The organism is Streptomyces sp. NPDC008121 (genome assembly GCF_042957155.1).
In the GTDB taxonomy this organism is placed as follows: Bacteria; Actinomycetota; Actinomycetes; order Streptomycetales; family Streptomycetaceae; genus Streptomyces.
The window spans coordinates 421,144-448,082 of sequence record NZ_JBIBHT010000004.1 but is presented as its reverse complement, the minus strand read 5'-3'; the positions used below and the strand labels follow the sequence as shown (position 1 = coordinate 448,082).

Genomic DNA, 26,939 nt, shown 5'->3' with positions numbered 1-26,939 from the left:
CGCTACCCACCGCGTCCGCGCCCGGCTATCCGCCCACCCGCACCAGTCTCGCCTCGTACGCGAAGACCGCCGCCTGCGTCCGGTCGCGCAGACCCAGCTTCACCAGGATCCGGCTCACATGCGTCTTGATCGTCGACTCGGCGACCACCAGATGGTCCGCGATCTCCGCGTTGGAGAGCCCCTGCGCGATCAGCACCAGGACCTCCGTCTCCCGCTCGGTCAACTCTCCCACCTGCGACAACGCCGGCTGCCTGGGCGTCTCGGCCGCCTTCGCGAACTCGGTGATCAGCCGCTTGGTGACGGTCGGCGCCAGCAGCGCCTCGCCGGCCGCCACCACCCGTACCCCGTCCGCCAGCTGCCGCGCGGAGGCGTCCTTCAGCAGGAAGCCGGAGGCCCCGGCGCGCAGCGCCTGGTAGACGTACTCGTCGAGGTCGAAGGTGGTCAGGACCAGCACCTTCGCGTCGGCGTCGGCGGCCACGATCTCGCGGGTGGCGTCGATGCCGTTCATCTCCGGCATCCGGATGTCCATGAGGACCACGTCGGGGTGGAGCGCCGCGACCTGGGCGACCGCCTCGCGGCCGTTGACGGCCTCGCCGACGACCTCGATGTCCGGCATCGCGCCGAGCAGCACGGAGAAGCCCTCGCGGACCATCATCTGGTCGTCGACGATCAGTACGCGGATCACTGGTCGGCCTCCTCGCGCGCCACCGGGATGAACGCCGTGACCTCGTAGCCGCCGTCCTCGGCCGGCTCGGCGGTCATCTCCCCGTTCAGCATGGTCACACGCTCCCGCATGCCGGTGATGCCGTGGCCGGCTCCCGGCGAGGGGTTCACCGGTCCGCGCGCGGGGCCGTTGACGATCCGCAGACCGAGCCCGCCGAGGACGTAGCTGACCTCGACCTTCGCCTCGGCGCCCGGCGCGTGCCGCAGGACGTTGCTCAGCGCCTCCTGGATGATCCGGTACGCGGACAGCTCGACCCCCTGGGGGAGTTCGCGTACCGCGCCGGTCACCGTCTTGCGCACGTCGAGCCCGGCGTCGCGGACGTTGGCGACCAACCCGTCCAGGTCGGCGAGGGTGGGCTGCGGGGCGTCGGGGGCTTCGTAGTCCTCGGCCCGTACGACCCCGAGGACGCGCCGCAGCTCGGTGAGGGCCGCCACCGCGTTCTCGCGGATGGTGACGAAGGCCTGCTCCAGCTCCGGCGGCGGGTTCTCCACCCGGTAGGGGGCGGCCTCCGCCTGGATGGCGACCACCGACATGTGGTGGGCGACCACGTCGTGCAGCTCGCGGGCGATGGTGGTGCGCTCTTCGAGGAGGGTGCGGCGGGAGCGCTCGTGGGCGGTCACGGTCTGCTGCGCGGTGACCTCCTGTTCGGCCTGGCGCCGGACCTGGACGACGGTGACGACGAGCAGGGAGAGCGCGGCGACGAAGAGGAGCGGCGGTGCGTCGGTGGTGTACTCGGACCGCATGAAGAACTCGGCGAAGACCGCGTATCCGCAGGTCATCAGCCACATCCAGGCGGCGGTGCGGGGCCGGGTGCGGGCGGCGACCACCGTCATGACGACGACGTGCGCGGCGAACATGTTCGCCGTCCAGGGCCAGCCGTCGCCGAAGCCGCCGGCGAAGCCCATGAACGGCGTGACCAGCAGCGACGCCCAGAAGGCGAGGACCGGGCGGACGAGCGTCATCAGCACGATCAGCGCCGGCACGAAGGCGTACACCGTCATGATCGGCGGGGCGGAACCCTCGGCCACCGCCGCGCCGATCAGGAAGACGACGAAGGCACAGCCCGCGACCAGCGCGTGCGGGGTCCACGCCAAGCGGGCGCGCATCCGGTCCGGGAGCCGCCGCCCGAGCCGCCCGTCCGCCGGGCTCGGCAGGAGCGGGCGGTAGGCGAAGGCGTTGCGGAAGAGGTCCTCGCGCAGCCCACCGAGCGCGCCCTGGGCCAGGCGGAACTCGGGGCTGCGGCTCTGTTCACGGGTCTGGGTCACGCCGTCCACGGTAGGCGGGCCGGGGGGCGCGGTCGTCACCAGGAATGGGGATCCTTCCGCGTCCCCCCTGAGTACTACCGGGGACGAGGGCGTGTCCGGAAAGTCCCGCCTGGCCCTGCGGGCGGACGGCGCTGCTCTCCGGACAGGGCCTAGGCGCGGAACGCGGCCGCGTGCTCCTTCGCCCAGGCGGCGAAGGTGCGGGCCGGGCGGCCGGTGACCTTCTCGACGGTGCCGGAGACGGTGCGGCCCGCCTCCGGGGTGTTGCCGTACACCTCGCGCAGGAAGTCGATCACCTGATCCGGCAGGCCCTCCTGCCGCCACCGGGAGACGGCCTGCTCCTCGGTCAGCTCGACCAGGCGGACCTCCCGCCCGCGGGCGGCGCCGAGCGCCGCGACCTTGTCGTGGAGGGTGAGGACCTCGGGTCCGGTGACGACGTAGGACCGGCCGCCGTGGCCCTCCTCGGTCAGGGCGACCGCGGTGACCGCGCCGATGTCGGCCTCGTGGACCATGGCGCTGAGCCGGTCGGCGAAGGGCTCGCGGACCTCGTCGTCGGTCCGGATGCCGGGCGCCCACTCCAGGGCGTTGGACATGAACTCGACGGGCATCACTACCGTCCAGTCGAGGTCCTCGGCCGCCGTGACCGCCCGCTCCATCGGGGTGACCTCGCCGCCGTGCAGGACGGTCACCCGGCGTACGCCCGCCTTCCTCGCCAGCTCTAGGAGGCGCGGGCCGGTCTCCAGCGGGGTGAAGGCCGCCCCCGCGAAGGTGATGAGGTGCAGGCCGGTGACGTCCGTCAGGGCGTCGGTGAGCGAGTCGGGGTCGGCCAGGTCGCCGACGACGATCCCGACGGCCGCGGGCAGCACGGCCCGGGCCTTCGCCGCGTCCCGGGTCAGGGCGCGGACGGTGTGGCCGCGGGCGAGGAGTTCGGCGACGACATGGCGGCCGACGGTGCCGGTGGCGCCGGTGACGAGGACGGTCCGGGGGCCGTCGCCGGCGGCGCCGTCGGCCGCCGGGCTCGTGGCGGGGCGGGCCGGCGGGGTGTGCGTCGGGCCGTGGGGGAGGCTGTTGCTCTGGCTCTTCGTCATGCTCCGACGGTAGGAGGGCTTGCGGACATCTTCTGTCCGCAAGGTCGTTCCGTCCCTCGGCCGTCAGAACGCCAGCTGGGCGATCTCCTCCGCCACCACCGCGCACGCGTCCGCGGCCGGGTCGATCAGCGGGAAGTGGCCGACGTCCTGGAGCAGGGTGAACCCGACCGTCTCCCCCGCCTTCGCCGCCGCCTCGACGTACGCCTCGGCCACCGCCTGCGGCACGACGACGTCGTCCCGGCCCTGGACGACGGTGGTCGCGATCCCGGTCGGCAGCAGCAGCGCGGGGTCGGCGTACCGTGCGCGTACGTCGAATTCCCCTTCGCCGCCCATGAGTTGGGTGACGGCGTCACCGCAGACGCCGAGTTCGACCGCCCGGTCGAAGTGGGCGATCGGGGCCAGTGCCACCACTCCGCGGAGCGGGGGCGCGGCCGGCAGCCGCCAGGGCGAGTCCGCCGGGACGACGTGCCGGGAGGCGGCCCACAGGGCGAGATGGCCGCCCGCGGAGTGTCCGGTGAGCACGATCCGCCGCGCGTCGGCCTGCGGCAGGTGTGCGGCGGCGAGCCGCGGTACGGCGTCGAGGGCGGCGGCCACGTCGTCGAAGGTCTCCGGCCAGCGCCCGGCGACCGGACTCGTACCGCCCTGTCGGGGGATGTCACTGCCGCGCCGGTACTCGACGTTGGCGACGGCGAAGCCCCGGCGGGCCAGGAAGTCCGCGAAGGGGGTCAGGTGCCGCCGGTCGTACGCCGCCCGCCACGCCCCGCCGTGCAGCGCGACGACGAGCGGCGCCCGCTGCCGGCCGTCGCGCGGGGCGTAGAAGTCGACGACCTGGTCGGGGTGTTCACCGTAGGCGGCGGACGCGTCGGGGGCGACGGCCGGGTGCGAGAAGGCCGATGCTTCTTCGGCGGCGTCGCGCGCGGCGGGGTCCGGCATGCTGTTCCAACCTCTCGGGGACGGGGCCGAATCGGCCTGACCTGCGGGGACCGTACCAGGACCGGGGCCCCCGCAGATCAGGCGTTCATCGCACCGCGGACCCTCAGCCGGCGGGCACCTCCGCGGGGATGTCCGCGAGGACCTCGGCCAGGACCCGTGCCGCCCGCTCCACGTCGGCGAACCCGACGTACAGCGGGGTGAACCCGAACCGCAGCACGTCCGGTCGGCGCAGGTCGCCGACCACCCCGCGCCGGATGCACTCCGCCATGACGGCGGGCGCCTCGGCGCAGCGCAGGGCGACCTGGCTGCCGCGCTCGGCATGCGGTGCGGGGGTGAGCGACTCGACCCGGCCGGCCGGGACGTAGGCCCGTACGCACTCCAGGAAGAAGTCCGTCAGGGCGAGGGACTTGGCCCGCACGGCGTCGACGGAGACCCCCTCCCACACGTCCAGCGCCGCTTCGAGCGCCAGCATGGAGAGGATGTCCGGCGTGCCGACCCGGCCGCGGCGCGCGCCGTCGGCCGGCCGGTAGCCGGGGGTCATCCCGAACGGGTCGGCGTGCGAGTTCCAGCCGGGCAGCGGCGAGTCGAAGGCGGCCTGGTGGCGCTCGGCGACGTACAGGTAGGCGGGCGAACCGGGCCCGCCGTTGAGGTACTTGTACGTGCAGCCGACGGCCAGGTCGACTCCGTGCGCGTCCAGGCCGACGGGCAGGGCGCCCGCGCTGTGGCACAGGTCCCAGACGGCGAGGGCGCCCGCCGCGTGCAGCGCCGCCGTGATGCCGGGCAGGTCCTGAAGACGACCGGTGCGGAAGTCGACGTGGTTGACGAGCGCGGCGCTGGTGCGCGGGCCCGCCGCGTCCGCCATGTCGGCGGGGTCCACGACGACGACCCTGCGGCCGGTCATCCGGGCCGCCGACTCGGCGATGTACCCGTCGGTGGGGAACGTGGTCGCGTCGACGAGGAGCTCGTCCCGGTCGTCACCGGCCAGCCGGACGGCTCCGACCACGGCCTTGAAGACGTTCACGCTCGTCGAGTCGCCGACGACGACCTGACCCGGGGCGGCGCCGACGAGCGGCGCCAGCCGGTCGCCGATCCGCTCGGGCGCGGTCCACCAGCCGCTCTCGTCCCAGGACCGGATGCGCAGCTCGCCCCACTCGCGGGTGAGGACGTCGGCCATCCGGGCGGGGACGTGGGCGGGCAGGGCGCCCAGCGAGTTCCCGTCGAGGTAGACGACCTCGTCGAGGGTGAACTTCTCGCGCAGCTTGCCCAGTTCGTCCTCGGCGTCCCGCCGCAGCGCCACCTCGACCAGGGCCACGGAGTCCTGGGCCGCCGGGGCGGCGGGGGCCGTCCCTGCGGTCTCAGACATGGCTGCGCGCCGTCCACAGCTCGGGGAACACGTTCTTCTGGGCCCGCTTCTCCAGCCAGGCCACGCCCGCCGAGCCGCCGGTGCCGGTCTTGGAGCCCATGGCCCGCCGGGTCGCCACGAGGTGGTCGTTGCGCCAGCGCCAGACCAGCTCGGCGACGTCGCTCAACGCCTCGCCGAGACGGACGAGTTCGCCGTTCTGGTCGGGCTCGGCGTAGATCCCGGCCCAGACCTTCTCGATCTCGGGCACCGACTCGTACCTCTTCGAGAGGTCGCGGCCGAGGACGGCGTCCGGCACGGGCAGCCCGCGCCGGGCCAGCAGCCTGAGCACCTCGTCGTACAGGCTCGGCTCCTGGAGCGCCTTCTCCAGCTCCGCGTGGACACGGGGCGCGCCGCGGTGCGGCACCAGCATGGACGCGGACTTCTCGCCGAGCAGGAACTCCATCCGCCGGTACATCGCCGACTGGAAGCCGGAGCCTTCGCCGAGGGCGCCGCGGTAGGCGTTGAACTGGGCGGGGGTGAGCTGGGCGAGCGGCCGCCAGGAGTGGTTCAGGGCCTCCAGCTCGCGCACGGAGCGCTTGAGCGCGTCCATCGCCACGGGCACGCGGTCCTCGCGCAGCGCACGGCCCGCGGTCTCCCACTCGTGGACGATGACGGTGAACCACAGCTCCATGACCTGGGTGGTGACCAGGAAGACCATCTCGCCCGGGTCGTCGGAGCGGAGGTGCTGGAGGTGGGTGAGGACGTCCGCCTGGACATAGTCCTCGTACGGCGTGGTGCCCGCGAAGTCGAGGTTCGGGTCATCGACCGAACCGGCTCCAGAGGCATCGGGGAAGGTGGACATTTCTGTCTCCTCGATACGTATTACCGGGTAGCGGTCCGCTCCTTCCGTGTGGCAGTGGAGCCCCGGTCCCCTCGGGTCCGCGTGCGACGTCGCGCGCGTCCCCTCCGCATCATGACACGATCGGACCGCTGATGTAGCTCCCGTCTTCGTCATACGGAAACGCGTTCGACTTGCAGCCGTGGAGCCCCTTGATCTGCTGCATCATGACGGGCGCGGGTCTGCCGGGGCCGGGGCAGCCCATGTGGGTACGGAGGCCGATTTCGTGGCCGACCTCGTGGTTGATGATGAGGTGGCGGTAGTCGGCGGGCGGGCCGGCGAAGGTCGGGGAGCCCAGGAGCCAGCGCTTGAGGTTGACCACGACACCGGTCGTGGTCTCGCAGTTCAGCTCTCCGCGGGTGTTCAGGCCGCCCGCGAGGCAGAGCTTGTCGGCGGTGGCGGGGGTGGCGATCCGGATGACGAAGTCGGCGTCGTCGGTGACCAGCTGGAACCGGCCGCGGCCGTGGGCGGCCCAGCCGCGCGGGTGGGCGAGGATCTCCTGGATCTGGGCGGCGGCCTCGCGGGCGGAGAGGTCGATGCCGTCCTCGACCTGGACGCGGTAGCGGCGCAGTGTTCCGCCGGTGCCGACGGCGTCGCCGGAGGCCCGGGCGGTGGTGAAGGTGCCGGCTCCGGTGGTGGGGACCTTCGGCTTTCCGGGCGTGGGTTTCGGCTGGGGCTTGGGCGGCGGGGAGGGCTTGGGCGGGGGCTTGGGGGTGGTCTTCGCCGTCGGCGGCGCGGGCCGGGGGGCGGTGGTCGTGCTGGGCGGGTCCTCCGGCGGGGCCGCGGTGGCGGTGGGCTGGTCGCCGCCGTAGTGGGCGAGGGCGGCGCCGCCGCCGAGGGAGAGGACGACGAGCCCGAGGGCGAGCAGGATCAGCCGGCCGACGGGCCGCCGCCCGGCCCGGCCCCGGCCTCGTCGACGGCCCCGTGTTCGTCGCCGACCTGCCGCGGGTGCGGCGGCTCGTGTGCCCAAGACAGACTTCTCCCCTGCGTGTGCCGGAGTGGGGGGAGAGGGTGGGGCCTCTGCGCCGGCGGCTTGGTCCTACGGTCCACAGGATCGTAACCGCCGCTTCGAACGCGCCTCGAACGGTCATGAGCGGTCATGAGCGGATGACCGGTTTCGACCGCCCGACCGTTTTGGGCTCGGTTCGCCTCCGGGGCCTGGGAGTCGGGCTCACACGGCCGTACGTGCTCGCTCCCTCGTCCCTCGGGAACTGCGCGCGCTCGACCGCGTTCCCCCGACGGCCCCTTCGGCTCACTCGCCATGGGCCCCGGAGGCGAACCGAGCCCCCAAAAACTCAACCCAGGGTGTCGGCGGCCGTTTGGGAGGAGTCGCGCAGGAATGTCGAGCAGCGTTCGTACTCGTCCTTCTCGCCGATGTCGCCGGCCGCGCGTGCGAGGGCGTGCAGGGCCCGGAGGAAGCCGCGGTTCGGCTCGTGTTCCCAGGGGACGGGGCCGTGGCCCTTCCAGCCGCTGCGGCGCAGTGCGTCGAGGCCTCGGTGGTAGCCGGTGCGGGCGTAGGCGTAGGACTCGACGACTCGGCCGCCGTCGTAGGCCTCGTCGGCGAGTTGGGCCCAGGCCAGCGAGGAGGTGGGGTACTTCGCGGCGACGTCCGCCGGCGCCGTGCCGTTCGCGAGCAGTTCGCGCGGTTCGGGGTCGTCGGGCAGGTGGGTGGGCGGCGGTCCGCCCAGCAGGTTCTCGTGGAGTGCCATGGCCCCAGTCTGCCTCAGCCGGGCCCTTGGCCGGCTGCCGGATCCGTCCCGGTCCCTTTGCGTTCTCCGGGTTCGAGCGGGGGTGCCGTGACCCCGCAGTGGACCCGGCAGCCGGGGTGGCAGGCGGCGGTGGGTTCGGGGGTGCGGACGGTCGCCCAGGCGAGCACGGCGCCGGCGACGAGGATGCCCGCGCACATGGGCATCGCCCGGCGGAACGTCTCTCCGAACTCTGTCGCCGAGAGGTAGGCCTCCGGGCCCATGCCTGCCAGTGCGGGCAGTGCCGCCACGGCGAGCAGGCCGGCCGCTCGGGCGGCGGCGTTGTTGATTCCGCTGGCGAGGCCTGCCCGGGAGACGTCGACGGAGGCCAGGACGGTCGCGGTCAGTGGGGCGACGAGTGCGGTCATGCCGAGGCCGAGGACGAGGAGCGCGGGGAGGACGTCGCGGAGGTAGGAGGCGTCCTCTCCGACGCGCAGCATCAGCAGCATGCCGGCGGCGCAGAGCAGGGGGCCGACGGTGAGCGGGATGCGTGGCCCGATGCGTTCGCCGAGTTCGCCCGATTTCGCGGAGAGCAGCAGCATGAGGACCGTGGTGGGGAGGAGTGCGGTGCCGGCGCCGAGCGCGCTGTAGCCGGAGACCACTTGGAGTTGGAGGGCGGCGAGGAAGAAGAAGCCGCCGAATGCCGCGTAGACGCACAGCGTGACGAGGTTGACGACGGTGAACTGCCGGGACGCGAAGATCGAGGGCGGCACCATGGGGGCGTCGCGCCGGCGTTCCACCGTGACGAATCCGGCTCCGACCGCGATCCCGAGCGCTCCGGCCCACCACGCTTCGGCGATCAGTGCGTAGGTGACGAGGGCGAGCGCGGCGGCGCCGAGGAAGGCGCCGGTCATGTCGAAGCGGCCGTGGGCGGTTTCGTCCCGTGATTCGGGGACGTGCCGGAGCGCCACCGGTACGCAGAGTGCGGCGAGCGGCACGTTCAGGAGGAAGACCCATCGCCAGCCGGGGCCGTCGACCAGCCAGCCGCCGACGAAGGGGCCGATGGCTGCCCCGACGCCGCCGAATCCGGACCACAGGCCGACCGCCCGGGCCCGGTCGTCCTTGTGGAAGCTGGCCTGGATCAGGGCGAGCGACCCGGGGGTGAGCAGGGCGCCGCCGATGCCTTGGAGCGCGCGGGCGCCGATCAGGACGCCGGCGTTGGGTGCGAGTCCGCACATCAGTGAGGCGATCGCGAACCACACCACCCCGATGACGAACACTTTCCGCCGTCCGTAGCGGTCGCCGAGTGCTCCGCCGAGGAGGATGAGGGCGGCGAGGGTCAGCATGTAGGCGTTGACGGTCCACTGGAGGGCGGCCATGTCCGCGCCGAAGTCGGCTCCGATGTGGGGCAGGGCGACGTTGACGACCGTGGAGTCGAGCAGCGCCATCCCGGAGCCGAGGACGGTGGTGAGCACGATCCATCGCCCGGTTCCCGAGGCGAGCCTGATGTCCTCCATGCCTGCATGCTGCCCCGAACGCGAGGGCCCCGCCCGCCGGACGGCGGACGGGGCCCGAGGGCGGGCGGGCGGTTCAGTGCCCGGCCGGACGGCTCAGCGCGTGAAGTTGAAGTACTTCCACGGGCCGTAGACCGTGGCGTTCACGTTGTCGCCGGCGGCGCCGTCGATGTAGGCGGACCGGACGCGGAAGCTCATCCCGGCCGCTCCGTCGCCGTCGAGGGTGACGTACGACTTGCCGTCGGAGGCGAGCCGGAAGTACTCCGAGCCGCCGTCGCGCCAGGCGCCGGCGTAGTAGTACTGCAGGTCGAGACGGGTGTGGCGGCCCTGGTAGGCGTTGTGCCACGTCGTGATCAGCGCGTCGGCCGACTGGCGGTAGGTCTGGTGCCAGACGTTGCCGAGCTTGGTCCACTTGTAGTGGCGGGAGAGCGCGGTGGTGACGCCCGCCCGGGTGTAGACGCCGGCCTTGGCCGAGGCGTAGGCGTTGCGCGCGTCACCGGCGAAGACCGCGGTGACGGTGGTGTCGCGGTTCATCCACATCGTGGCGGACAGCTTGCCCGCGGCGTTGACCGTGCCGCGCTTGAGGAGCCGCTTGGGCTCCACGCCCCACGGGTCGGCCCAGATCTCCACCGTGCGGTTCTTGTACGTCGGGCCGAGGGTGGCCGTGTACGTCACGTGGGTGCCGTAGTTGACGGTCAGGCCGTTGCGGTCGAGCTTGAGCGCGGTCGCGGTGTGCGCCACCTTGACGAGGGCCGTGCCGGAGGCGGCGGCAAGCCCCTTGCTTCCGGCGTACGTCACCTTGTAGGTGACGTTTCCGGAGGCGGTCGGGGTGTCGGTGAACGAGAACGACCCGTTCGCGGCGAGCGGCTTGGTGCCGAGGGCCTTGCCCTGCGGCGCCTCGACGTCGAAGCGGCTCACGGTGACGGACGAGCCTGCGGGCACTCCGAGCGCGGCGGTGACCGAGCCGGTCACGGTGAGCGCCTTGGCGCGCGCCGCGGTCGCCGGGGCCTTGACCGTGACGACCGGCAGGGCCTTCGTCGAGTCGTCGTAGACCCGCAGGGTCCGCGCGCCGTAGGTGTTCTCGGAGACCGCGAACAGCTTGCCGGCGTCCGGAGACCAGGCGAGGGCGCCGGGCACCAGGGTGTCGGCGCCGCTGCTGTTGCCCGTGTTCGGGAAGTCGTACTGCCGCACCGGCTTGGCCTTGCCCGGCTTGAAGACGTGGACGTCCGGGTCGTACCAGGAGGACGTGCCGCCCGCGATGCTTCCGTCGGGCGCGATGGCCACGGAGTTCGGGTAGGTGTTGCTGGCGTACTGGATCTCCTCGGACAGGTCCGAGGTGGAGAACGCCGGGTGGTGGTACGGCGCGCCGCTGGACGTGATGACCTGCTTGCCGTCCGGCGTGACGTCCAGCTCCTGGAGGCCGCCGTTGACGCTCTTGCTGGCCTTCACGGCCGGGACGCCGCTCGACACGTCGTAGACGGCCAGAGTCGTCGGCGACGAGTCCTTGTCCCCGACGGCCAGGACGTTGGGCGCCGCCGGGTCGGAGCCGAGGAGCAGCGTGCCGCCGCCGAACCACAGGTCGCCCTGGACCTGGTCGAGGACGACGACCGGCTCGGCGCCGGTCAGGTCGAGCGAGCCGACCTTGGCCCCTTCGTACGCGAACCAGAGCTTGCCGCCGGCCTGGGCGAGGGCGCCCTGCACGTCGGCGCCCACGGCGTACGACACGGCCTGTGCGGTCTGCGTGTCGACGGAGACGATCGTGTCCTTGCCGGCCACGGCCGCGAAGACGCGGGAGGAGTCGGCGGAGAGTTCCAGACTCCGGATGCCCGGCAGGTCGGCGACGGTCGTGAGGACCGTGCCGGCGTAGTCGGTCACGACCAGCTTGCCGCTGGTCGGATCGCTGATGAAGATCTTCTGGTGGACGCCGTCCACCACCATGTCGCCTACGGACGACACCGGCAGGGCCTTGGCGCTGTCGGCGCCGGCCGTCCCCGCCGTACCCGCGACGATCGCCGCGGAGCTGAAGAGAACCGCGAGCGATGTCGCGGCGGAAAGAGTGCGCTTGCGCACGATGATGTGACCCCCCAATGGTCGCCGGACCCGTTACGTCAGGGGCCGGTGAGCGAAGAGTAGATCACCGTGCCGACAGCCCGCCTCCCGGTATCGGATCACCGGCCGGAGGGTGTCCCGGAGAGGGCGCCGGGCCGGCCGTGGTCGGGGCCGGTGGGCCCGGGTCAGCGGGTCCGGAGCCGCCCCGCCGCCCGCACCAGCGCGTCCACGCCCCGTTCCGCCTTGGCGCGGGGGCAGCCGACGTTGAGCCGTACGAAGCCCGGGGTGCCGTAGACCCCGCCCGGCATCACCGCGACCTTCTCCGTGCCGATCAGCTCGCGCTGGAGTGCGTCCTCGTCGATGCCGAGCGGCCGCAGGTCGATCCACGCCAGATAGCCGGCCTGCGGGGGCGTCCACTCCACCTCCGGCAGACCGTCGGCCAGCCTCCGGGCCACCATCCGCATGGTTCCGGCCAGATACGTCCGCAGCTCGTCCAGCCACGGCGCGCCCCGCCGGTAGGCGGCGATGTGCGCGGTCAGCGACAGCACGGCCGGTGAGGCGAGGCCCTCGCCCGTCTCCATCCGCCGGACGAACGCCTCCCGCTCCTCCGGGTCGCCGATGATCCCGTACGAACCGGTCAGGGCGGGGAAGTTGAACGCCTTGGTCGCCGAGGTCACCACGGCCCACCGGCGGCCGCGTCCCGCCTCGGCGAACCGGCTCCAGGGCAGATGGCGCCGGCCCTCGGCCACCAGGTCGGCGTGGATCTCGTCGCTGACGACGGCGGTGCCGTGGCGCTCGGCGAGGGCGGCGAACCGGGCCAGTTCGTCCTCCCGCCAGACCCTTCCGGTCGGGTTGTGCGGCGAGCAGAGCAGCAGCATCCGGCTGTCCGGGCGGGCCAGCTCCGCCTCCAGCGCCTCCTCGTCGCCGACCGGTACGCCCCGCAGTTCCCGCCCGAGCCCGGTGACGGCCTTGCGGAAGCCGTCGTAGGTGGGGCTGTGGACGACGATGCCGTCGCCGGGGGCGGTCCACATCCGCAGCAGCTGGGAGAGCTGGCTGAGCACCGAGGGCGCGTACACCAGCCGGGAGATGTCGAGCGGGGTGTCGTACCGGGAGACGGACCACTCCCGTACGGCCTCCCGGAACTCGCCGAGGCGCCAGTCGGTGTAGCCGAAGACCCCGTGGTCCACCCGCGCGCGCAGCGCGTCGAGGACGGCCGGCGGGGAGGGGAAGTCCATGTCCGAGATGGTGAAGGGCAGCAGCTCGCCGACGCCGAAGCGGTCCGCGACGCCGTCCCACTGGACGGACCACGTACCGCGCCGATCCGTCACCCGGTCGAAGTCGAACACCACGCACGCCTCATTTCCCGGTACGACGACGGATCCGGCGCCCTGTCCCGGTACGGCGACGGGCCCGGCTCCACTGTCGTGGTGCCGGGCCCGTCGCACAACCGTGCCTACTTCAGCTTCGTGCCGGTCGAGCGCAGCGCCGCGCACGCCTCGGCCACGCGGGTGGCCATGCCCGCCTCGGCGAGCTTGCCCCAGGTCCGCGGGTCGTAGGTGGACTTCTTGCCCACCTCGCCGTCGACCTTGAGCACACCGTCGTAGTTCTTCAGCACGTGGTCGGCGACCGGACGCGTGAAGGCGTACTGGGTGTCGGTGTCCAGGTTCATCTTCACGACGCCGTTCTCCAGCGCGGTGGCGATCTCCTCGGCGGTGGAGCCGGAGCCGCCGTGGAAGACGAAGTCGAACGGGGAGGCCTTGCCGAACTTCTCGGCGACGCCCGCCTGCAGGTCCTTCAGCAGCTCGGGACGGAGCACGACGTTGCCCGGCTTGTAGACGCCGTGGACGTTGCCGAAGGAGGCGGCCAGGAGGTACCGGCCCTTCTCCCCGAGGCCGAGCGCCTCGGCGGTACGGATGGCGTCGTCGACGGTGGTGTACAGCTCGTCGTTGATCTCGTGGGTGACGCCGTCCTCCTCGCCGCCGGTCGGGGTGATCTCGACCTCAAGGATGATCTTGGCGGCGACGGCCTTCGCCAGCAGCTCCTGGCCGATGGCCAGGTTGTCGGCGAGGGTCTCGGCGGAGCCGTCCCACATGTGGGACTGGAACAGCGGGTTACGGCCGGCCTTGACGCGCTCGGCGGAGATGTCGAGCAGCGGGCGGACGTAGCCGTCCAGCTTGTCCTTCGGGCAGTGGTCGGTGTGCAGCGCGACCGTGATGTCGTACTTCGCGGCGACGATGTGCGCGAACTCGGCCAGGGCGACGGCGCCCGTGACCATGTCCTTGTTGTGCTGGCCGCCCAGGAACTCGGCGCCGCCGGTCGAAATCTGGATGATGCCGTCGCTCTCGGCCTCCGCGAAACCGCGCAGCGCAGCGTGCAAGGTCTGGGACGAGGTCACGTTGATGGCCGGGTAGGCGAACTTGCCTGCCTTCGCCCGGTCGAGCATCTCGTTGTAGACCTCGGGGGTTGCGATGGGCATTCGTCCGCTCCTTGTGATGTGCGGGTGGGTGCGTTACTTGAACCCTGACCTGGGGCGACGTCATCGTCGGGGCCCATCTTTCCAGACTCTTGTCCGAAGGCCATGACGAAGGGGTGGAGCGTTTCACGTGAAACACTCCACCCCTGCGTAAAGCCCCAGGTCAGACGCGCTTATCCAGCGCCCGGGGGCATAAGTCACGACTTCGCGTCGGTCAGCCGAGCCCGAGGTCGCCCAGGTGGTACCCGGTGAGGTACGGCAGCCCCGCCTCGGCGATCGCCCCGGCGGCACCCCGGTCCACGATCGTGGCCACGGCGACGACCTCGCCGCCCGCCTCGCGCACCGCCTCGACGGCGGTCAGCGGCGAGCCGCCCGTGGTGGAGGTGTCCTCGACGACCAGGCAGCGCCGGCCCTTGACGTCCGTGCCCTCGATGCGGCGCTGCATGCCGTGGGCCTTCTGGGCCTTGCGCACGACGAAGGCGTCCAGGCGCTGTCCCCGCGCGGCGGAGGCGTGCAGCATCGAGGTGGCCACGGGGTCGGCGCCCAGCGTCAGACCGCCCACGCAGTCGAAGTCCAGATCGGCGGTGAGATCGAGCATGACCTGACCGACCATCGGCGCGGCCTCGCCGTCCAGGGTGATCCGGCGCAGGTCGATGTAGTAGTCGGCTTCCAGCCCCGAGGAGAGGGTCACCTTGCCGTGCACCACGGCCTTGTCCTTGATCTGCTGGAGCAGGTCAGCACGTACGTCAGTCATGCCCACGAGCTTAGGGCCACACGAAACGCCCTCGAGCCGCCCGCTCAGAGCCGTCGCCACGCGAAGGTCGCCGAGATCTCCAGGGGATCGATGGGGGTGACGTACCGGGGGTGGGTGTTGAGGCCGTTGGGCGGGCCGGACTGCGGCTCCACACAGACCGCCTCCTTCTGCTCGTCGTAGACGACGACCCAGGGGGTGCGACTGGTCACCTTCAGCTCCAGCCGCTCCGGCCAGGTGAGGGTGACGTCGACGCCGTCGGGCATGCCGAAGCAGTCGTCCCACGGGCCGGGCGCGGGGCTGATGCGCCGGCCGGTGGGGAGATGGTCCTGACCGCGCTCCTCCTGCCAGTCGGGGGTGAAGTCGACCCGGACGTCCTCGCCGCCGTCGCCGAGGTTCCGCAGGAACCAGGGGTGCCAGCCGGCCTGGGCCGGGAAGGAGTTCCCGATCGTCTCGACGCCGAGGGTGAGGGTGAGGCTGTCCTCGGTCAGCTCGAAGAGCTGGGTGACCCGCCCGGTGTACGGCCAGGGCTCGGCGAGGTCGTACGCGAAGGCGGCCTCGCGCTCGCCGGCGCGGGCGGTCCGCCAGGCCGTGTCGCGGCCGGTGCCGTGGATGGCGTGCGGGGGCGCGTTGAGGGGCAGCTGGTGGCTGGTCGCCCCGTCCTGGAAGCGCCCGTTCGCGGTGCGGCCGCACCAGGGCACCATCGGGAAGCACCCGTACCGCTCCCCTTGGCGCAGCAGCTCGGTGCCGCTGATGCGCAGGCTTTCGATCCGGCAGCCGTTGTCGGGGTCGATGGTCAACTCGGCGTCGCCCGCCGTCAGTCGCGTCTGCTTGCTCACGCCCCCGACCCTATGACGGGATCAGCGGCGGCGGCGCAGGGCACGGCCGACGACGACCGCGGAGGCGATCGCGAGCGCGGCGGCGGGGGCGATCCAGCGCAGGGTGGCGCCGGCGGAGCCGGCGTCGGGGGCGGGGACGGGGGCGTACCGGCCGCGCGGCGGGGCGTGGTCGACCTCCTCGGCGCTGCGGCCGATCATGGTCCGGCGGGCGTGGGCGGCCTCGGCGGCGGGGGGCTCGGCGGGGTACTCGACCGGGGCGTCCTCGAAGTCGTCGCCCAGCAGGGGGTCGAGGGAGGGCGGCGGGACGGGGGTGTCGTAGAGGGACGGGCGGTGCGGTTCCTCGACGCCGTCGTCGACACCGTCGCTGTCGGTGTCGGCGTCGTCCTCCCCGTCGTGCCGGTCCTCGGGGCCCTCCGCCTCGGATCGGGCCTCCCGGCCCTCCGCGTCGGTGTCCGTGTCCGCTTCGTCGGGTGCGGCGTCGGCACGGAGATGGGCGACGGCGGCTGCGGCCAGGTTCTCCGCGAGCCGGTCGAGCAGCCGGGCTCCGGCCGAGGCGTGGGACTCGTCGGACAGCTCGGAGAGGCGGCCGTCCGCGGTCAGCGCCCCGCTGAAGGAGAGCGACGTGCCGTCCGTCACCGGGGTGAGCGTGAGGGTGAGGGAGAGCGTCGCCGAGCCCTTCCCGCGCACCTCCGTGCCCTCGCCTTCGGCGGAGAGGACCCCGTCGCGTTCGGCGAGCCGGAGCGCGCCCCGGTAGGTGATCGTGTGGCCGCCGGCGCGGACTTTGAGGCGGCCCGCGAGGGGGCCCGCCTCCGCGTCGGCGTCCTGCTGGAAGCCGGGGACGCAGCGCGCCACCCGGGCCGGGTCCCGCAGCGTCTCGCGGAGGACCTCGGCCGGAACCGGAACGAACACCTCATGCTCCATGGACACCGAGCCTACTCAGCCCTGGTCGCCCCGTCGCCTGTTTCGGCGGCCACGGCACGCCGCCCGCCCGCCCGGACGCGCCTCGACCGTCCCGCGCCGCCGCCCGCCGGCCGCCCCGGGCCGGTCCGCTCAGCCGCCGTAGCGCGGGTGCACGAGGGTCGACGGGGGCAGGTCGCCGCAGCGGGTCCGCTCCACCCTGCGGGCCTCCGCGGCCAGGCCGCCCGCCGTGACGGACCGGAGGCGGGGTGCGTCGGGGGCGAGTCCGAGGTCGGGCGGGTACGGGCCGGGGGCGGCGAGGAGGTATCCCCGGTGGACCGCCCGGGCCGGGTGGGTGCCGGGGCCGCGGTCGGGGCCTCCGGCGAAGCCGCCGCTCCCGCTCGCGCCGTAGGGGCGGACGGCGAAGCCGGCCGCGCGGAGCGTGGCCTCGACGGTCCAGAAGGTGCGGGGGCGGGCCGTGGCCGGGCCCGCATGGACGACGAGCCGTCCGCCGTCGGCGAGGACGCGGGCCGCGAGGCCGTAGAACTCCTCCGAGTAGAGCTTGGTGCTGGAGGTGATCCCGGGGTCGGGGAGGTCCAGGACGATCACGTCGTACCGTCGTCCGGCGCCGGGGCCCGGGCCCGCCCCCGTCTCGCGCAGCCAGCGGAAGGCGTCGGCGTGGACCACCCGCACCCGGGGGTCGCGCAGGGCGTGTCCGTTGAGGGTGGTGAGCTGGGGGTCGGTGCGGGCGAGGCGGACGACGCCGGGATCGAGCGCGACCACGGTGACCGAGCGGACCCCGCGGTACCGCAGCACCTCGCGCGCGGCGAGTCCGTCACCGCCGCCGATGACCAGCACGCGCGCGTGCGGCCCGTTCATCGCCGGGTGCACCAGGGACTCGTGGGGGCCGTCCTGGCCCTGGCCGCCGCCCCGGGGCCGTCCGTCCAGGTACAGCACCTGCGGTCCGCCCCGCTCCCCGGTCAGCACGACCTCCTGCATGCCGGTGCGGACGGCCACCCGCACGCCGTCGCCGTACACCGCGCGTCTGGCCGCCCGTTCGAAGTCGTCGACGAGGACGGTCGCGGTGGCGAGGACGGTGAGGACGGCGAGGTTCGCGCCGATCAGGAGCGCCCGGGACCGAGGGGTGAGATCGCGCCGGAACATCCACAGCACGAGGCCGCCGCCCGCCACGGCGTTCACCGCGCCGGTGACCAGGGCGCCGGTGAGCTGGCCCAGCCAGGGCAGCAGCAGGAAGGGGAAGGCGAGCCCGCCCACCAGCGCGCCGACGTAGTCGGCGGCGAAGAGGTCGGCGACCGTCCCGGCGGCGTCGTCCTTCTCCCGCGCGCCGGGCGCCCGCGCCGACTCGGCCCGCTGGATCAGCGACATCAGCAGCGGGATCTCGGCGCCGATGAGCACCCCGATGGCGAGCGAGAACGCCACCAGGACGTACCGGGCCTCGCCGAACCAGGCGAACGCGGCGTACAGCACGAGCGCGGAGCAGCCGCCGATCAGCGCGAGGCCGGCCTCGACCAGGCCGAAGCCGACCGCCGCGCGACAGCGCAGCCGCTTGGCGAGCAGCGACCCCAGGCCCATCGCGAAGACCATCACGGACAGCACGACGGACGCCTGGGTGACCGAGTCGCCGATCAGATACGAGGCGAGCGCGACCAGTTCCAGTTCGTAGACGAGTCCGCAGGCCGCGCAGACGAAGACCACCGCGAGGACCGGATACCGCACCGCACCCGGCCGAAGGGGAGGCCGCGTCACCCTCGTGGGAGGCATGGTGACAGGCGGATCGATCATGCACGTAACGCTACGTCACACCTGTGTCGCCACCTGTCACCCACACGAGTGCACCTGACGCGCCCAGGGGGCGCATCAGAGTGCGGCAGGCATACGTACGCCGATCCGGGTCCGGGTGACGACCAGCTGTCCTTCCTGGGGGTACGCGTGCCAGGTGCGCCACCGCACCTGGCCCTCGTGGCGCTGCGCCAGCATCGCCGTGAAGGCGTGCGGCGAGCCGGGGAACGTCCCCGCGAGGCCGTTGGGGTGGTCGGCGACGAGGGCGAGCAGCTCCTGGGCGCGGCCCGCGAAGGAGCCGTGCGACAGCGTCTCGACGCGCGCCGCGAATTCGTAATCCCATTCGCCCACCCGCTTGGAGACGCCCAGCGGCAGCGGCGTACTGCTGCCGGGCATACAGGCCACCGTCTCCGAGCAGCTGCGTCCCTCTTCTTCGAGAAGGACCTGATGGGAGGCGCCGAGGAGGCGCAACTGCACGGTGGCTCCGGCCAGTTCGAGATCGAGGACGGCGAGGGCGGGCAGCGGTTCGCGCCCCAGCGCCCACGCCAGGTCGGCCGCGCGCGTGTCGGTGTAGGAGGTCTTCAGGGTCGTGAGCATGGGTCGGCTCCGCAAACACGGTTTGACGGGTGGGCCGGGGGCGCCCCGGAGAGGGTTCAACGGAAGGGGGGGATCGCCGACTCGGGTCCACACACGGTCCGAGGGCTGGATGTTCTCAACAGCGAGGGAATCATGAACTGCGGGAAGCTCACAGCGTTTTTACCCAACTTGACGTGGTTTCCATCCCCTCGGGGGCCCCACGGTTCAACTGTTCAAGACGAATCGACAGCGCGCCTTCAACAAGAAGGCGTCTGGGGGACGTTGGTCCCACCAGACGCCCGGGCCCCTCGGGGCCCCTTCCGGCCGGTCAGTCGCCTCCGCCGCCCCCGCCGCAGCCGCTCCCGCAGGAGGAGCCGCACGAGGAGCCGCCGCCGTCGGAGCCGCCGCCCTCCCACCAGCTGTGCCGCCGGCCCCGCGACCGGCTCCGGCTCCGCCCGCCGAGTCCGGACAGCACGCCCAGTCCGAGGAGGAGGACCACACCCGCAATCAGCAGTACTTCCATTCGTTTCACCCCCGTGTATCCGATGTGGAGGGGGGATGCCCTTCCCCGTTCGCGCTCAAAGCGCACTTGAGGAACTCCAGAGCTTCGGCCCAGGATGGCTGCCATGACACGACCGTTGCTCAACCGCCGGCTCGCCGAGTTCGGGACGACGATCTTCGCCGAGATGTCCGCGCTGGCCGTCAGGACCGGGGCGATCAACCTGGGACAGGGCTTCCCCGACACCGACGGCCCCGAGGAGATCCGGGAGGCCGCGGTGCGGGCGCTGCGCGACGGGCGCGGCAACCAGTACCCGCCGGGGCCGGGCGTGCCCGAGCTGCGGAGCGCCGTCGCCGAGCACCAGCTCCGGCGGTACGGACTGGAGTACGACCCCGACGCGGAGGTGCTGGTCACCGCGGGCGCGACCGAGGCGATCGCCGCCGCGCTGCTCGCGCTCGTGGAGCCGGGCGACGAGGTGATCGCCCTGGAGCCGTACTACGACTCGTACGCCGCCTGCATCGCGATGGCCGGCGGGACGCGGGTGCCGGTCACCCTCCGCCCCTCGGAGGGGCGCTTCGTCCTCGACCTGGACGAGCTGCGGGCCGCCGTCACCGACCGGACCCGGCTGATCCTCCTCAACACCCCGCACAACCCGACCGGCACCGTCCTCACCCGCGCCGAACTCGCCGCGGTGGCCGAACTGGCGGTCGAACGCGATCTGCTCGTCGTCACCGACGAGGTCTACGAACACCTGGTCTTCGACGACGCCGAGCACGTGCCGATCGCGAGCCTTCCCGGCATGCGGGAGCGCACGGTCACCATCGGCTCGGCCGGGAAGACCTACTCCTTCACCGGCTGGAAGGTCGGCTGGGTCACCGCGACCCCGGCGCTGACCACCGCCGTCCGGTCCGCCAAGCAGTACCTCACCTTCGTCGCCTCCGGCCCCTTCCAGTACGCGATCGCCGAGGCGCTGCGCCTGCCCGACAGCTTCCTCGACGGCCTGCGCGCCGATCTGCTCGCCAAGCGGAACCTGCTCTCCGACGGCCTCGCGGGCGCCGGCTTCGACGTCTACCGCCCGGCCGGCACCTACTTCGTCACCGCCGACATCCGCCCCCTCGGCGCGACCGACGGCATCGCCTTCTGCCGCGCCCTCCCCGAACGCGCGGGCGTGGTCGCCATCCCGACGGCCGTCTTCTACGACCACCGCGACGCGGGCGCCCCCTTCGTCCGCTTCGCCTTCTGCAAAGAGCGCCCGGTCCTGGAGGAGGCGGTGTCCCGTCTGAAAGCGCTGGGGGGCTGACTCGCTGAAAAGCGCGCCGGATGGAAGTGCGGAAACAGGGCCTGCCTTCAGTCGGGCCCTGTTCCCCGCGGGTGGACTACTCAGTGTCCTTGGGATGCCGAGTCGACGCGTAGACCAGAACGACGGTCGAAGTCTCCGGACTGACGAGGTAGCGGACCCTGCCACCACTCGTGATCTCGTACTCCCACTGCTCCAGATCGGACCCCTTCCACTCCTTGGTGGCGAGCCGTCCTCGAAGTTGGTGCTGACGGTTCCAGTTGTCACGCGACAACGGGTCGGTGCGCAGTGCCTCAAGGCAACGGTGGGCACTGGGCAGCGCTGCGCGGCACAGCTCCTCCCACCCCGTTACCGCATCGGTTGTCCCGAAGACGACGTTCCACCCGCTCAGCGGCGGAACGCTGACACGATCACCCTTCTTCGGGCTCACCCGCCCACCTCGACCGGACCCAGGTCCTCCCCGTCGAGCGGACGCAGCGCTTCCTTGAGCCGCTCCGGATCGGCGTTGATCCGAGCCGTCGCCCTCCAAGAGACGAGCACCCGGTGCACCGCCTCCCTGGCACCCAGCTCCGCCGCATCGGAAAGCGCTTCCAGAAGTTCCACCGTGAAAGCGCGCATCTCCTCGCCGTCCAGGTGCCGCACCCACGGAAAGACTTCCGGCAGCGCCAGCAGGAGGGAGCGGGCTCCGTCGTCGTGCTTCATGAGCGCGAGGAAGAGCCGAGACGCCGTCGTGAGGTTCTCCTCGGTGCGCTCCGCGTGCACGGCCGTCGTCAGCACCATGTCGGGCGCGTCCCGATGGGTGACGCGCAGAGCACCGAGGGCTGCGGCCCGGGCGGCTACAGCCTTCGGGTTTCTCGACAGGTCAGTGAACGACACCGACTCGGGCTCGGCTCCCAGGTAAGCAAGGCTCATACTCAGACTGTACTCAGATTATGCTCTGAGTGCCATGGCTGTGTGTCGCATTTCGACGCTCACGCCTTGCCCTTACGCAAAGAGCGCCCGGTCCTCGAGGAGGCGGTGTCCCGTCTGAAGGCGCTGGGGGGCTGAGCCGGGAATCTTTCACCCGGGTGGGCCGTCGTGCGCGCGCGCCCCCTCCGTGGGGCGGTGATTGTCGGGTAGACCGATTTGTCGGGCCGACCTGATTCCCGCGCGCACGGAGGTGCACCCTGTCCGCCGAGACTCTCGACCGCCCGGCGTCCGCCGGTGTCCGCAGGAGCGTCCCGCGCTCGCGGACGGCCCTGCACCGGGCCGTTCCCGCGCTCGGGCTCTTCGCCGCCGCACGGCTCACCGGGATGCTCGTCCTGGCCCTCGGCGCCTGGCACACCGGACGCTCGCCGCGCGCGCTGCTCGCGAAGTCCTGGGACTCCGACTGGTACGTCCGGATCGCCGCCCACGGCTACGGCCGGACGCTGCACTGGCCCGACGGCGTGGTCCAGTCCGACATGGCGTTCTTCCCGCTCTATCCGGGGCTCGTCCGCGCCGTCACCGCCGTCCTGCCGGTCACCGGCGGCACCGCGGGCCTGCTGCTGTCCTGGCTCGCCGCGGGGGCCGCCGCCTGCGGCGTCTATCTGGTGGGCGAGCGGCTGTACGGGCGGCGCACCGGCGTCGTCCTGGTGCTGCTCTGGGGGCTGCTGCCCCACTCGATCGTGCTGACCATGGCGTACACCGAGCCGCTGATGACCGCCTTCGCCGCCTGGGCGCTGTACGCCCTGCTCACCCGCCGCTGGCTGTGGGCGGGCACGCTCGCGACCCTGGCCGGGCTCTCCCGGCCCAACGGGATCGCCGTCGCGGCGGCCGTCCTCGCGGCGGCGGCGTACGAGCTGTGGCGGCGGCGCGGGCGGGTGGACGCGGCGGTCTGGGCGGCCGTGGCCCTGGCCCCGGCCGGCTGGCTCTCGTATCTGCTGTGGGTCGGTGCCCGCCGCGGCGATCCGCTCGGCGGCTACTTCGCCGTCCAGTCCGGCTGGACCTCGCGCTTCGACTTCGGCGAGGGCGCCCTGCGGTTCGTACGGGAGATGCTGAAGGGGCCCACGCAGTTCGGCTTCGCGATGGCGCTGGTGATCACGGCGGCCGGTGTGGTGCTCTTCGCGCTGCTCGCGGTGGTGGAGCGGCCGCCGCTGCCCGTCCTCGTCTACACGGGCGTGCTGGTGCTCATCGCCGTCGGCGGCTCCGGCTTCTTCGAGTCCAAGCCGCGCTTCCTGGTCCCCGCGTTCCCGCTGCTGATCCCACCGGCCCTGGCACTGACGAGAGCCCGGCCGAGGGCCGCGATCGTGCTGATCACGGCCCTGGCCGGGCTCTCGTTCGGCTACGGCGTCTATCTGCTGACGCTCGCAAACATGGCGCTCTGAGTCCGCGGCGGGCCCTCGGGCCCGAAGCCCCGCGCGCGGGCCCCTCGGCGTCCGGCGGGGGTCCTACTCGGACTCGCCGGACTCCTTGTCCTCGGGGGCCTCCAGGCCGAACTGCTCCACGAGCCACTTGTCGAACTCGATGGACGCGCGCACCCAGCTGACCGTGGACGACACGAAGTGCTCCAGGGCGACGCCGGTGCCGATCAGCATCTGCACCTCGCCGATGAGCCGGAGGGTGGCGGAGCCGTCCTCCTCCTCGTGCAGGTGGGTGTAGACCTTGGGCCACAGGGTGCGGCGGTTCCAGTCGTCGATCGCGTCGAGGATCCTGACGCGATCGTCGGCCGAGTGCGGACGGTCGTAGAACGTCCGCACGGAGAAGACCTGCTGCTCGTCCTCGCCGCGGAACATGAAGTACGTACGGAATTCCTCCCACGGCGCCGCGAGGTCACCCTCGTCGTCGACGACGTACTTCAGCTCCATCTGGTCGAGGAGCTGCTTGACCAGGTCCTGGTCGGGGACGACGGGGCCCGCCGGTCCTGCGGCCTGAGGCTGGGGCTGGCCCCCGAAATTCGGAATCGAGGACGGGTCGATGCTCACCGTGAATATCCCTTCGTACGGTTTGCCGCCATCCTCTCCCATGGCGGGCGGTCCGTGGCAAGCCCCGCCTCCCGCGATCCGCTGCGGGCTGACAAGATCTGCTCCCCCTGGCGGAGAGGCGGAGCCGGCCACGGCCGGCCGGCCCGGGCCCCGGCCGCCCCCGTGCGGACCGGGTCAGCGGGCCGGTCCCACGATCAGACCGTCCTCGAAGCGGTCGACGCGGACCGTGTCGCCGTCCGTGATCTCGCCGGCGAGGATCTCCTTGGCGAGCCGGTCGCCGATCGCCGTCTGGATCAGCCGGCGCAGCGGACGGGCGCCGTAGGCCGGATCGTTGCCCTCGTCGGCCAGCCACTCCAGCGCCGCCGGGGTGACGTCCAGCGTGAGCCGGCGCTCGGCGAGCCGCTTGGCGAGCCGGTCGATCTGGAGCTGCGCGATCCGGCCCAGCTCGGCCTTGTCCAGGGCGGAGAAGACCACCAGGTCGTCGAGCCGGTTGAGGAACTCCGGCTTGAAGGAGGCCCGTACGACCTCCATGACCTGCTGCTTCTTCTCCTCGGCGGAGGTCAGCGGCTCCACCAGGTACTGGCTGCCCAGGTTGGAGGTGAGGATCAGGAGGGTGTTGCGGAAGTCCACCGTCCGGCCCTGGCCGTCGGTGAGGCGGCCGTCGTCGAGGACCTGGAGCAGGATGTCGAAGACCTCCGGGTGCGCCTTCTCCACCTCGTCGAGCAGGACCACGCTGTACGGGCGGCGGCGCACCGCCTCGGTGAGCTGGCCGCCCTCCTCGTAGCCGACGTAGCCGGGGGGCGCGCCGACCAGCCGGGCCACGCTGTGCTTCTCGCCGTACTCCGACATGTCGATGCGGACCATGGCCCGCTCGTCGTCGAAGAGGAAGTCCGCGAGCGCCTTGGCCAGCTCGGTCTTGCCGACGCCGGTGGGGCCGAGGAAGAGGAAGGAGCCGGTGGGCCGGTCCGGGTCGGCGATTCCGGCGCGGGTGCGGCGCACGGCGTCGGAGACGGCCCGCACGGCCTCGGTCTGGCCGATCAGGCGCCGCCCCAGCTCGTCCTCCATCCGGAGCAGCTTCTGCGTCTCGCCCTCCAGGAGGCGGCCGGCCGGGATGCCGGTCCAGGAGCCGACCACGTCGGCGATGTCGTCGGGGCCGACCTCCTCCTTGACCATGGTGTCCTTGGCGGCCTCCTGCTCGGCCTCGCTGGCCTCCTCCAGCTCCCGCTCCACGGACGGGATCTCGCCGTACAGCAGCTTGGAGGCGGTGTCGAAGTCGCCGTCGCGCTGCGCGCGCTCGGCCTGGCCGCGCAGCTCGTCGAGCTTCTCCTTCAGCTCGCCGACGCGGTTGAGGCCCTGCTTCTCCTTCTCCCAGCGGGCGGTCAGCCCGCGCAGCTCCTCCTCCTTGTCGGCGAGGTCGCGGCGCAGCTTCTCCAGGCGCTGGACGGAGGCGGGGTCGCTCTCGTTCTTCAGCGCCAGCTCCTCCATGCGCAGCCGGTCCACGGCGCGCTGGAGCTCGTCGATCTCGACGGGCGAGGAGTCGATCTCCATCCGGAGCCGGGAGGCGGCCTCGTCGACGAGGTCGATGGCCTTGTCCGGCAGGAAGCGGGAGGTGATGTACCGGTCGGAGAGGGTGGCGGCGGCGACGAGGGCGGAGTCGGCGATCTGGACCTTGTGGTGGGCCTCGTACCGGCCCTTGAGGCCGCGCAGGATCGCGATGGTGTCCTCGACGGAGGGCTCGGCGACGAGGACCTGCTGGAAACGGCGCTCCAGGGCGGGGTCCTTCTCGATCCGCTCGCGGTACTCGTCGAGGGTCGTCGCGCCGACCATGCGCAGTTCGCCGCGGGCCAGCATCGGCTTGAGCATGTTGCCCGCGTCCATGGCGGAGTCGCCGCCGGCGCCCGCGCCGACGACGGTGTGCAGCTCGTCGATGAAGGTGATGATCTGGCCGTCGCTCTCCTTGATCTCGGAGAGGACGGTCTTCAGGCGCTCCTCGAACTCGCCGCGGTACTTGGCGCCGGCGACCATCGCACCGAGGTCGAGGGAGACCAGGCGCTTGTTCCGCAGGGACTCGGGGACGTCGCCCTTGACGATCCGCTGGGCCAGGCCCTCGACGACGGCGGTCTTGCCGACGCCGGGCTCGCCGATGAGGACGGGGTTGTTCTTGGTCCGGCGCGAGAGCACCTGGACGACGCGCCGGATCTCCTGGTCACGCCCGATGACGGGGTCCAGCTTCCCTTCCCGCGCGGCCGCCGTGAAGTCCGTGCCGAACTTCTCCAGCGCCTTGTACTGACCCTCCGGGTCCGGTGTGGTCACCCGGCGCCCTCCCCTGCTCTTCTCGAACGCGTCCAGGAGGCTCGTGGCACTCGCCCCCTGCTGGGCGAGGAGTTCGCCCGCCTGACCGCCCTTCGCCGCGATCCCGATCAGCAGGTGCTCGGTGGACAGGTAGTCGTCCCCGAGCTCCTTGGCGCGCCGGTCGGCGTCGGCGACGACGGCGAGCAGCTCGCGGTTGGGCTGCGGCGGCGCGACCGTGGATCCGGTCACGCTGGGCTGGGCGGCGAGGAGCCGCTCCGCACCGGACCGTACAGCGGCCTGATCGGCGTCGACGGCGGCCAGCAGGTCGGTGATGTTCTCGTTGTCCTGGCCCGCCAGGAGCGCCAGGAGAAGGTGCGCGGGGGTCAGATCGGGATGCCCCTCGGACACCGCGCGGCTGGTGGCCGCGTTGAGGGCGTCCCGGCTCTTGTTGGTCAGTTCGGCGTCCACGTGCGGTCTCTCCTCCTGTCAAACCGTGCTGCCATCACGCATGACTCGTACAGCGTACACAAAGTTGAGTCTATTCCGCTCAAGGATAGGCTTCGCGGCATGGCGACTGACCCGAGGAACCCGGACGACTCGTACCTCAGCTTCTGGCGGGAGTACCACATGTGCACCCTCACCACGCCGCGCGCCGACGGCACCCCGCACGTCGTGGCGGTGGGCGTGACGTACGACCCCAAGGGCGGCGAGAAGGGCATCGCCCGGGTGATCACCAACAAGCACAGCCGCAAGGTGGCCAACGTCCTGGCGGCGGGCCCCGAGGGCGCGCGGGTCGCGGTCTGCCAGGTGGACAAGGGGCGCTGGGCGACCCTGGAGGGCGTGGCCCGGATCCGCACGGAGCCGGAGGTCGTCGCGGACGCGGTGGACCGTTACGCCACGCGCTACGGCCGGGTCCCGGCGCCGAACCCGGACCGGGTGGTCATCGAGATCGCGCTGACCCGCGCGATGGGCCGCGCCTGACACCGGGACCAGGCCCGGGCGGGGGCGGGGGAACCGCGCCCGGGCAGCACAACGGCGCCATCGCGTTTCAGGTCCGCGATGGCGCCGCTGTGTGGGG

At 72.4% G+C, this 26,939-nt stretch carries 25 protein-coding genes; 3 read left to right on the top strand and 22 right to left on the bottom strand.

What is annotated here, in order from left to right; translation table 11 throughout:
* Positions 1-25 precede the first annotated feature (25 nt).
* The 18 genes from ACFZBD_RS16375 to ACFZBD_RS16290 all read right to left on the bottom strand — a co-directional run bounded on the left by ACFZBD_RS16375 (position 26) and on the right by ACFZBD_RS16290 (position 19,354).
* Positions 26-685, bottom strand: coding sequence for a response regulator (locus ACFZBD_RS16375; RefSeq protein ID WP_391140170.1), 660 nt, complete (start codon positions 683-685; stop codon positions 26-28).
* Positions 682-2,028 (bottom strand): histidine kinase, encoded by a 1,347-nt coding sequence (locus ACFZBD_RS16370; RefSeq protein ID WP_391140169.1) that lies wholly within the window; start codon positions 2,026-2,028, stop codon positions 682-684. Before ACFZBD_RS16370 ends, ACFZBD_RS16375 begins: the two co-directional genes overlap by 4 nt.
* A gap of 110 nt (positions 2,029-2,138) precedes the next feature.
* Positions 2,139-3,074, bottom strand: a complete 936-nt coding sequence (locus ACFZBD_RS16365) for an NAD(P)H-binding protein (RefSeq protein WP_391140168.1) — start codon at positions 3,072-3,074, stop codon at positions 2,139-2,141.
* 63 nt (positions 3,075-3,137) lie between these two features.
* Positions 3,138-4,007, bottom strand: coding sequence for an alpha/beta fold hydrolase (locus tag ACFZBD_RS16360; protein WP_391140167.1), 870 nt, complete (start codon positions 4,005-4,007; stop codon positions 3,138-3,140).
* A gap of 103 nt (positions 4,008-4,110) precedes the next feature.
* Positions 4,111-5,370 carry a kynureninase gene (gene kynU, locus ACFZBD_RS16355; protein WP_391140166.1) on the bottom strand — a complete coding sequence of 420 codons (1,260 nt, stop codon included), beginning with the start codon at positions 5,368-5,370 and terminating at the stop codon, positions 4,111-4,113.
* Positions 5,363-6,211, bottom strand: a complete 849-nt coding sequence (locus ACFZBD_RS16350) for a tryptophan 2,3-dioxygenase family protein (RefSeq protein ID WP_391140165.1) — start codon at positions 6,209-6,211, stop codon at positions 5,363-5,365. The genes kynU and ACFZBD_RS16350 overlap by 8 nt, the downstream gene beginning before the upstream one ends.
* A gap of 109 nt (positions 6,212-6,320) precedes the next feature.
* Entirely contained in the window at positions 6,321-7,217 is an 897-nt protein-coding gene (locus tag ACFZBD_RS16345; protein WP_391140164.1) for a DUF3152 domain-containing protein, read from the bottom strand.
* Positions 7,218-7,542: 325 nt separating this feature from the next.
* Entirely contained in the window at positions 7,543-7,956 is a 414-nt protein-coding gene (locus ACFZBD_RS16340) for a DUF3151 family protein (RefSeq protein WP_391140163.1), read from the bottom strand.
* 14 nt (positions 7,957-7,970) lie between these two features.
* On the bottom strand, positions 7,971-9,449 hold the full coding sequence (locus tag ACFZBD_RS16335) for a DHA2 family efflux MFS transporter permease subunit (protein WP_391140162.1): 1,479 nt from the start codon (positions 9,447-9,449) through the stop codon (positions 7,971-7,973).
* A 93-nt stretch (positions 9,450-9,542) separates the two neighbouring features.
* A complete protein-coding gene (locus ACFZBD_RS16330) occupies positions 9,543-11,516 on the bottom strand; it encodes a YncE family protein (RefSeq protein ID WP_391140161.1) in 1,974 nt (657 codons plus the stop codon).
* A 164-nt stretch (positions 11,517-11,680) separates the two neighbouring features.
* The gene (locus ACFZBD_RS16325; RefSeq protein ID WP_391140461.1) at positions 11,681-12,841 is read right to left on the bottom strand and encodes an aminotransferase class I/II-fold pyridoxal phosphate-dependent enzyme; all 1,161 of its coding nucleotides are present in this window, start codon (positions 12,839-12,841) and stop codon (positions 11,681-11,683) included.
* A gap of 107 nt (positions 12,842-12,948) precedes the next feature.
* Positions 12,949-13,971: a class II fructose-bisphosphate aldolase gene (gene fbaA, locus ACFZBD_RS16320; protein WP_391140160.1), complete on the bottom strand. Its 1,023-nt coding sequence runs from the start codon at positions 13,969-13,971 to the stop codon at positions 12,949-12,951.
* A 211-nt stretch (positions 13,972-14,182) separates the two neighbouring features.
* On the bottom strand, positions 14,183-14,722 hold the full coding sequence (pyrE, locus tag ACFZBD_RS16315) for an orotate phosphoribosyltransferase (protein WP_391140159.1): 540 nt from the start codon (positions 14,720-14,722) through the stop codon (positions 14,183-14,185).
* A 44-nt stretch (positions 14,723-14,766) separates the two neighbouring features.
* Positions 14,767-15,558, bottom strand: a complete 792-nt coding sequence (locus tag ACFZBD_RS16310; protein ID WP_391140158.1) for an aldose 1-epimerase — start codon at positions 15,556-15,558, stop codon at positions 14,767-14,769.
* Between the two features lie 21 nt (positions 15,559-15,579).
* Positions 15,580-16,479 carry an SRPBCC family protein gene (locus ACFZBD_RS16305; RefSeq protein WP_391140157.1) on the bottom strand — a complete coding sequence of 300 codons (900 nt, stop codon included), beginning with the start codon at positions 16,477-16,479 and terminating at the stop codon, positions 15,580-15,582.
* A 129-nt stretch (positions 16,480-16,608) separates the two neighbouring features.
* Entirely contained in the window at positions 16,609-18,258 is a 1,650-nt protein-coding gene (locus ACFZBD_RS16300; RefSeq protein ID WP_391140156.1) for a polyamine aminopropyltransferase, read from the bottom strand.
* A 75-nt stretch (positions 18,259-18,333) separates the two neighbouring features.
* The gene (locus ACFZBD_RS16295) at positions 18,334-18,852 is read right to left on the bottom strand and encodes a DUF2617 family protein (RefSeq protein WP_391140155.1); all 519 of its coding nucleotides are present in this window, start codon (positions 18,850-18,852) and stop codon (positions 18,334-18,336) included.
* Positions 18,853-19,159: 307 nt separating this feature from the next.
* Positions 19,160-19,354: a hypothetical protein gene (locus ACFZBD_RS16290; RefSeq protein ID WP_391140154.1), complete on the bottom strand. Its 195-nt coding sequence runs from the start codon at positions 19,352-19,354 to the stop codon at positions 19,160-19,162.
* Between the two features lie 94 nt (positions 19,355-19,448).
* Between ACFZBD_RS16290 and ACFZBD_RS16285 the strand changes: the two genes are divergently transcribed.
* On the top strand, positions 19,449-20,630 hold the full coding sequence (locus tag ACFZBD_RS16285) for a pyridoxal phosphate-dependent aminotransferase (RefSeq protein ID WP_391140153.1): 1,182 nt from the start codon (positions 19,449-19,451) through the stop codon (positions 20,628-20,630).
* A 76-nt stretch (positions 20,631-20,706) separates the two neighbouring features.
* On the opposite strand, the gene ACFZBD_RS16280 is transcribed toward ACFZBD_RS16285, so the two are convergent.
* Both ACFZBD_RS16280 and ACFZBD_RS16275 read right to left on the bottom strand, forming a co-directional pair.
* On the bottom strand, positions 20,707-21,057 hold the full coding sequence (locus ACFZBD_RS16280; RefSeq protein ID WP_391140152.1) for a hypothetical protein: 351 nt from the start codon (positions 21,055-21,057) through the stop codon (positions 20,707-20,709).
* A complete protein-coding gene (locus ACFZBD_RS16275; RefSeq protein WP_391140151.1) occupies positions 21,054-21,539 on the bottom strand; it encodes a prevent-host-death family protein in 486 nt (161 codons plus the stop codon). Before ACFZBD_RS16275 ends, ACFZBD_RS16280 begins: the two co-directional genes overlap by 4 nt.
* A 254-nt stretch (positions 21,540-21,793) precedes the next feature.
* Between ACFZBD_RS16275 and ACFZBD_RS16270 the strand changes: the two genes are divergently transcribed.
* Entirely contained in the window at positions 21,794-22,972 is a 1,179-nt protein-coding gene (locus ACFZBD_RS16270; protein WP_391140460.1) for a glycosyltransferase family 39 protein, read from the top strand.
* Between the two features lie 63 nt (positions 22,973-23,035).
* Here the strand turns inward: ACFZBD_RS16270 and ACFZBD_RS16265 are convergent, their stop codons facing one another.
* The gene (locus tag ACFZBD_RS16265) at positions 23,036-23,569 is read right to left on the bottom strand and encodes a YbjN domain-containing protein (RefSeq protein WP_391140150.1); all 534 of its coding nucleotides are present in this window, start codon (positions 23,567-23,569) and stop codon (positions 23,036-23,038) included.
* A gap of 174 nt (positions 23,570-23,743) precedes the next feature.
* Positions 23,744-26,329: an ATP-dependent chaperone ClpB gene (gene clpB / locus ACFZBD_RS16260; protein ID WP_391140149.1), complete on the bottom strand. Its 2,586-nt coding sequence runs from the start codon at positions 26,327-26,329 to the stop codon at positions 23,744-23,746.
* A 99-nt stretch (positions 26,330-26,428) separates the two neighbouring features.
* On the opposite strand from clpB, the gene ACFZBD_RS16255 reads away from it, so the two are divergent.
* Positions 26,429-26,842 (top strand): pyridoxamine 5'-phosphate oxidase family protein, encoded by a 414-nt coding sequence (locus ACFZBD_RS16255; RefSeq protein WP_391140148.1) that lies wholly within the window; start codon positions 26,429-26,431, stop codon positions 26,840-26,842.
* Positions 26,843-26,939: the final 97 nt, after the last annotated feature.

Bases quoted from the DNA above. Each gene is read 5' to 3' on its own strand.
- ACFZBD_RS16365 (WP_391140168.1), bottom strand. From the start codon at position 3,074: ATGACGAAGAGCCAGAGCAACAGCCTCCCCCACGGCCCGACGCACACC.
- ACFZBD_RS16285 (WP_391140153.1), top strand. From the start codon at position 19,449: ATGGCTGCCATGACACGACCGTTGCTCAACCGCCGGCTCGCCGAGTTC.
- ACFZBD_RS16255 (WP_391140148.1), top strand. From the start codon at position 26,429: ATGGCGACTGACCCGAGGAACCCGGACGACTCGTACCTCAGCTTCTGG.
- ACFZBD_RS16360 (WP_391140167.1), bottom strand. From the start codon at position 4,007: ATGCCGGACCCCGCCGCGCGCGACGCCGCCGAAGAAGCATCGGCCTTC.
- ACFZBD_RS16290 (WP_391140154.1), bottom strand. From the start codon at position 19,354: ATGGAAGTACTGCTGATTGCGGGTGTGGTCCTCCTCCTCGGACTGGGC.
- ACFZBD_RS16340 (WP_391140163.1), bottom strand. From the start codon at position 7,956: ATGGCACTCCACGAGAACCTGCTGGGCGGACCGCCGCCCACCCACCTG.
- ACFZBD_RS16295 (WP_391140155.1), bottom strand. From the start codon at position 18,852: ATGCTCACGACCCTGAAGACCTCCTACACCGACACGCGCGCGGCCGAC.
- ACFZBD_RS16335 (WP_391140162.1), bottom strand. From the start codon at position 9,449: ATGGAGGACATCAGGCTCGCCTCGGGAACCGGGCGATGGATCGTGCTC.
- ACFZBD_RS16350 (WP_391140165.1), bottom strand. From the start codon at position 6,211: ATGTCCACCTTCCCCGATGCCTCTGGAGCCGGTTCGGTCGATGACCCG.
- ACFZBD_RS16305 (WP_391140157.1), bottom strand. From the start codon at position 16,479: ATGGAGCATGAGGTGTTCGTTCCGGTTCCGGCCGAGGTCCTCCGCGAG.
- pyrE (WP_391140159.1), bottom strand. From the start codon at position 14,722: ATGACTGACGTACGTGCTGACCTGCTCCAGCAGATCAAGGACAAGGCC.
- ACFZBD_RS16300 (WP_391140156.1), bottom strand. From the start codon at position 18,258: ATGATCGATCCGCCTGTCACCATGCCTCCCACGAGGGTGACGCGGCCT.
- ACFZBD_RS16275 (WP_391140151.1), bottom strand. From the start codon at position 21,539: ATGAGCCTTGCTTACCTGGGAGCCGAGCCCGAGTCGGTGTCGTTCACT.
- fbaA (WP_391140160.1), bottom strand. From the start codon at position 13,971: ATGCCCATCGCAACCCCCGAGGTCTACAACGAGATGCTCGACCGGGCG.
- kynU (WP_391140166.1), bottom strand. From the start codon at position 5,370: ATGTCTGAGACCGCAGGGACGGCCCCCGCCGCCCCGGCGGCCCAGGAC.